The organism is Microbacterium sp., from assembly GCF_052102115.1.
In the GTDB taxonomy this organism is placed as follows: Bacteria; Actinomycetota; Actinomycetes; order Actinomycetales; family Microbacteriaceae; genus Microbacterium.
In genome coordinates this window covers 29,610-33,925 of record NZ_JBQDVP010000032.1, presented here as the reverse complement: position 1 = coordinate 33,925, position 4,316 = coordinate 29,610, and the positions used below count along the sequence as shown (strand labels likewise).

Sequence of the window (4,316 nt, the reverse complement as noted above, 5' to 3'; positions counted from 1 at the left end):
GAGTATCCGGTGAGCCCGCGCGCATCGAAGGCGCGACCGGTGAGCTCCCGGGCGAGCAGGCGGCCGTTGAGGAGGATGCCGATGATGGATGCGGCGATTCCGCCGACGACTGGCACGAAACCGATCAGCAGGGTGAGCAGAGCCACGAGGATGCCGAACACGACAAGGCGGACGCCCTCGCCGACCGTCGACCAGAAGCCCGTCTCGCCGGTCGGCTCCTCGCCGAGTGAGCGCTCGATGCCCTGCCAGATCCGCTGGTAGAACGGGTCACCGATCGTCAGCGTGAGCGCAGTGAACACGGCGGCGGACAGGGCCAGAGCGGCGACGACGATCACCGCCCCGAGACCGAATCGCAGCAGACCCTGCCACGGTGCGGTCCAGCCGTCGGCGAACGGCGTCATCCAGTCGGTGATCGGGCCAAGCCAGATCACGAGAGGGATGAGCGCGGCCAGCAGCAGCGCCCACGCGATGAACGCGGGGATGAGTCCGAGGGCCAGCAGCCCCGTGTGCGACTTCCACATCCGGAACCCGCGCAGCAGCGCACCGACGCCGGTACCGAACTCACGGATCATGGGTCCAGCGTAGGCGGCATCGCCCACCTAATGCGTCGCGGAAGCAACGCTCTCGGCGAGAAGTGCGACGAAATGCTTCGGGCGCGCGATGTGGAAGCCGTGCCCCGTGTCGACGCGTTCCATGCGGGCCTGCGGCAGCAGCGACATCGCCCGGGAGGCATCGTCGTCGGTCATGGCTCCCTCAAGGATCTCGTCAGCGGTGAGGCGCCAGTTCGCGTGGATGAGGATCGTCGGCGCCGTGATCCGCTGCAGCGTCGCGGCCTGATCGAAGTCCTGCTGCCAGTCGAACGTGAAGAACGCATCCGCGAACCGCGGATCGAAGCGGTCCATGTACGCCACGGTCTCGTTCATGCTCGGCGGGAGGAACCACATCCGCAGTGGACGGTCAGGGTGCCGCTTGCGGCGCTTGCGCGCAGCAGCCGAGATGCGGGGTCCGCCCTTTCCGAAGTATCCGATCCAGGCGTTGTGGGCCATGTAGTACGACGGGAAGTCCGGCTCGTCGTCCTGGTGCAGGAAGTCGTGCGCCGGGGCGGCGAGATCGACGTAGTTGAACGTCTTCGGGGCGCGATCGGGGTCGGTGGAGAACAGCGGCGGATCCTCAAGAAGGAGCGCACGGACGAGTTGGGGTGCCTCGGCCGCGAGCATGACCGCGATCAGCCCGCCGGACGAGTGGCCCGACAGGACGACGGGTTCGCCGATGACGGTCTCGATGAAGGCGATGATGTCGCGCGTGATCGTATGCACGTCGTAGCCCTCGGGCGTTCGGTCGGACGCGCCGTGCCCGGCGATGTCGACGGCGAAGACATGGTGATCGGCGGCCAGTGCGGGCAGCACCGTGCCGTAGTTGCGCCATGAGGCGCTCTGCGCGTGCAGGAGCAGCACGGCAGGCCCGCCACGCGGACCTTCGGCGTAGGCGAGGCGGGTGCCGCTCGGCATCGTCGCGAACTCCTCGACGTACCCGTGAGAGCGTACCCGGCGTTCAATACATCGCGAGGGAAGCACACGACATGTATAACATGTTTTTCATACGGATATGATTGTGGCTATGGCAGCGGACGAAGCGGACACACCGATCTACGGACCCGATGGGCGCGTCTTCTATGGCGCGGTCACGGTGGGGGAGAGAGGTCAGATCGTGATCCCCGCCCGCGCGCGCCGCGAGCACGGCATCGAGGCCGGGCAGAAGATGCTGGTGCTCGGCAGTCCGGAGGGCATCGCGCTGGTCGGTGTCGATCGGCTCTTCGAGATGCTCGGGCGATCAAATGAGCTGCTCGACGAGGTCAAGAAGCACCGCGACGGCTGACCAGTGGTCAGACGCCGTCGCCGAATTCGCGACTCAGTAGTGGTATCTCGCTTGAAGCACGGTGATGCTGTTTGCGTCCGCAACGTACACCAGTCGATTCGCTTCATCGATACGCCGTGACCAGGCGCCAGCGAGGGCATGGCGCAGGGGTTCGGGCTTTCCGATTCCCTCGAACGGGTCGTCTCGGAGCATGTCTGCGATCAGATGGTTGATGCGCTTCAGTGTCTTTCGGTCCTGTGTCTGCCAGTACAAATAGTCCTCCCACCCTTCGGTGGTCCAGGTGAGGAGTCTGGTGGTCATGTGTCCAGCAGGTCGTGCTCCTCGGCAGCTCCGGAACGCGCCGATTCCAGGGCGGAGAGCAGGCGCCGAGCATTCTTCGGAGAACGCAGCAGGTAGCTCGTCTCGATGAGCGAGTCGTACTCATCCTTCGACATCAGTACTGCCGAGCCGCGGCGCGAGGTGATCTCGACCTCACTGTGGTCGAGATTGACGCGCTCGATCAACCCGAAAAGATCGCGGCGGGCCTCACTTGTGGTGATGGACATGATTTCTCCTGACTGGTACCAGATATCGTACCAGTGCTAGACCGCCTTGCGGAAGGTGAAGCCGCGCGGGGTCGCGACGAAACCAGCCTCCTGCAGCGCCGTGGCGAAGCTCGTGCCGTAGATCGCCTCACCGTTGATCTTCTCGACGGTGAGGGTCTCGAGCCGGCGGGCACGCGAGGTCGCGACGAGGTCGGATGCTGCGGCTCGCAGCGCCTCGGGATCGTCATCGAACGCCAGGACGGTGCGGCCGCCCCGCTCGAGATACAGCACGAGCTCACCGTCGACGAGCACCACGAGACCGCCCGCCTTGCGGCCGGGGCGGTGCGAGACGCCCTCCCGCCTGGGCCATGCGAGCGCCGCACCGTACGGATTCGCGGGGTCGGTCGCGGCGAGCGTGATGGAACGCCGAGGTGCGGGATCGGGCAGATTCGTGAACGTGCGGAGGCGGTCGACGGTGGTGGATGCTGCGAACTGCGCCGCCCCGAGCTTCTCGATGACGTAGCCGCGACGGCAGTGCCCCGCCTCTTCGAACCCGGCGAGGATTCGATAAGCCTGGGCGAAGCCGCCGGGCGTGCCCTCGGACTGCACGGCGCCACGGGTCACGACGCCGTAGCGGTCGAGCAGCAGTCCGGCCGAGACCGTCGCTCGGCGGGATGCCGTGGTCGATGCCTCCGCTGTGCCGTCAGAGGGGAGAAGCGACCAGCGTCCGCCGGTGACTGTCGGCCGCGGTACCGGGTTGCCCGTGAACGACACACCGCGGAAGGTCCGCGCCCGCGGGGCGCGCCGCACCGACTTGTGCGCCTGCGACCCGCCCGTCAGCAGTGTTCGCACCGGCGCGAACGTGTCGTTGGTCACGCGCCCCGCCCAGGTCAGGTTCCACAGTGCCTCGAGCACAGACTGCTCGTTCTCGGCTCCGGCCATCTCCTTCAGCTGTGCGGCGAAGTACGCGCCGCCCCGTTCGAGCGCCGCGAGCAGCCCGGCCTCGAGAGAGTCAGAGGCGATCTCGCTGTCGATCTCGGGCAGCGTGAGGGGCGCCAGATCGGCGGGATGCAGTGACACCCACCCGTCGCGCCCCGGCAGCGTGCCGTGCCCGGCCCAGATCACCTCACCGCTCGCGGTGAGTTCGTCGAGCAATGCGGGGGAGTAATCGCGCACGCGCGAGGGCAGCACCAGCGATTCCCACGCGCTCGCGGGGATCGGCACGCCGGCCAGCTGCTCGACAACCGCGAGTACGCCGTCGATGCCTTCGAGCGGCCGGGTGAGGTGCTGCCAGTCGGGGAGGAAGCGCGCATACGCCTCGGGTGCGACCGGTTCGACGCTGCCGCGGATCGCGGCGAGCGAGCGCATCCGCAGTCGCCGCAGCACCTCAGTGTCGCACCATTCGTTCTCGATCGCGGTTCCGGCGGCATCGGGCAGGAAGTATCCGCTCGTCACCCGACCGGACTGCTCGAGCCGCTGCAGCGTGTGCCGGGCGACAGCGGTGCCGAGACCGAAGCGGGCGGCGACGGCATCCGTCGTGAACGGCCCGTGCGTGCGCGCGTGACGAGAGACGAGGTCGCCGAGCGGATCGGTGACCGGCTCGAGGAACGCGACGGGGATGCCGGTCGGCAGCGCCGCGCCGAGCGCGTCGCGAAGGCGTGCTGCATCTTCGATGGCGGCGACGCGCGGAATGCCCGCGATCGTCACGGGGATCGCCCGGCGGGCTGCGATGAGCGCGTCGAGATGGGCCTGGGCGTCAGGGGAGGCTTCGTCTCGCTGTGCTCGCTCAGCCCGTTTCGTCTCGCTGCGCTCGCTCAACGATCCGCTGGATGGAGGTGCGGAGGTGGAGGTTTCCGGGGAGGCTTCGTCTCGCTGTGCTCGCTCAGCCCGTTTCGTCTCGCTGCGCTCGCTCAACGA

Annotated in this window: 6 protein-coding genes; 1 reads left to right on the top strand and 5 read right to left on the bottom strand. The window is 67.7% G+C overall.

The genetic code is table 11. The features are described 5' to 3' along the window. Together ACTICP_RS10805 and ACTICP_RS10800 are read right to left on the bottom strand one after the other, a co-directional pair. Positions 1-572, bottom strand: a 572-nt coding sequence (locus ACTICP_RS10805; RefSeq protein WP_441892242.1) for an EI24 domain-containing protein, incomplete at its 3' end; no start/stop codon positions are given. A 27-nt stretch (positions 573-599) separates the two neighbouring features. Next, positions 600-1,508: an alpha/beta fold hydrolase gene (locus ACTICP_RS10800; protein ID WP_441892240.1), complete on the bottom strand. Its 909-nt coding sequence runs from the start codon at positions 1,506-1,508 to the stop codon at positions 600-602. Between the two features lie 109 nt (positions 1,509-1,617). Here ACTICP_RS10800 and ACTICP_RS10795 point away from each other — a divergent pair, with 109 nt between their 5' ends. Beyond that, positions 1,618-1,875, top strand: coding sequence for an AbrB/MazE/SpoVT family DNA-binding domain-containing protein (locus tag ACTICP_RS10795; protein ID WP_441892238.1), 258 nt, complete (start codon positions 1,618-1,620; stop codon positions 1,873-1,875). A gap of 33 nt (positions 1,876-1,908) precedes the next feature. Here the strand turns inward: ACTICP_RS10795 and ACTICP_RS10790 are convergent, their stop codons facing one another. From ACTICP_RS10790 to ACTICP_RS10780, 3 genes are all read right to left on the bottom strand, one after another. Continuing rightward, positions 1,909-2,175 carry a Txe/YoeB family addiction module toxin gene (locus ACTICP_RS10790; RefSeq protein WP_441892236.1) on the bottom strand — a complete coding sequence of 89 codons (267 nt, stop codon included), beginning with the start codon at positions 2,173-2,175 and terminating at the stop codon, positions 1,909-1,911. Next, positions 2,172-2,420: a type II toxin-antitoxin system Phd/YefM family antitoxin gene (locus tag ACTICP_RS10785; RefSeq protein ID WP_441892234.1), complete on the bottom strand. Its 249-nt coding sequence runs from the start codon at positions 2,418-2,420 to the stop codon at positions 2,172-2,174. The genes ACTICP_RS10790 and ACTICP_RS10785 overlap by 4 nt, the downstream gene beginning before the upstream one ends. Before the next feature lie 36 nt (positions 2,421-2,456). Further along, positions 2,457-4,316 (bottom strand): Lhr family ATP-dependent helicase (locus ACTICP_RS10780; RefSeq protein WP_441892232.1); only part of this gene is annotated, 1,860 nt, incomplete at its 5' end.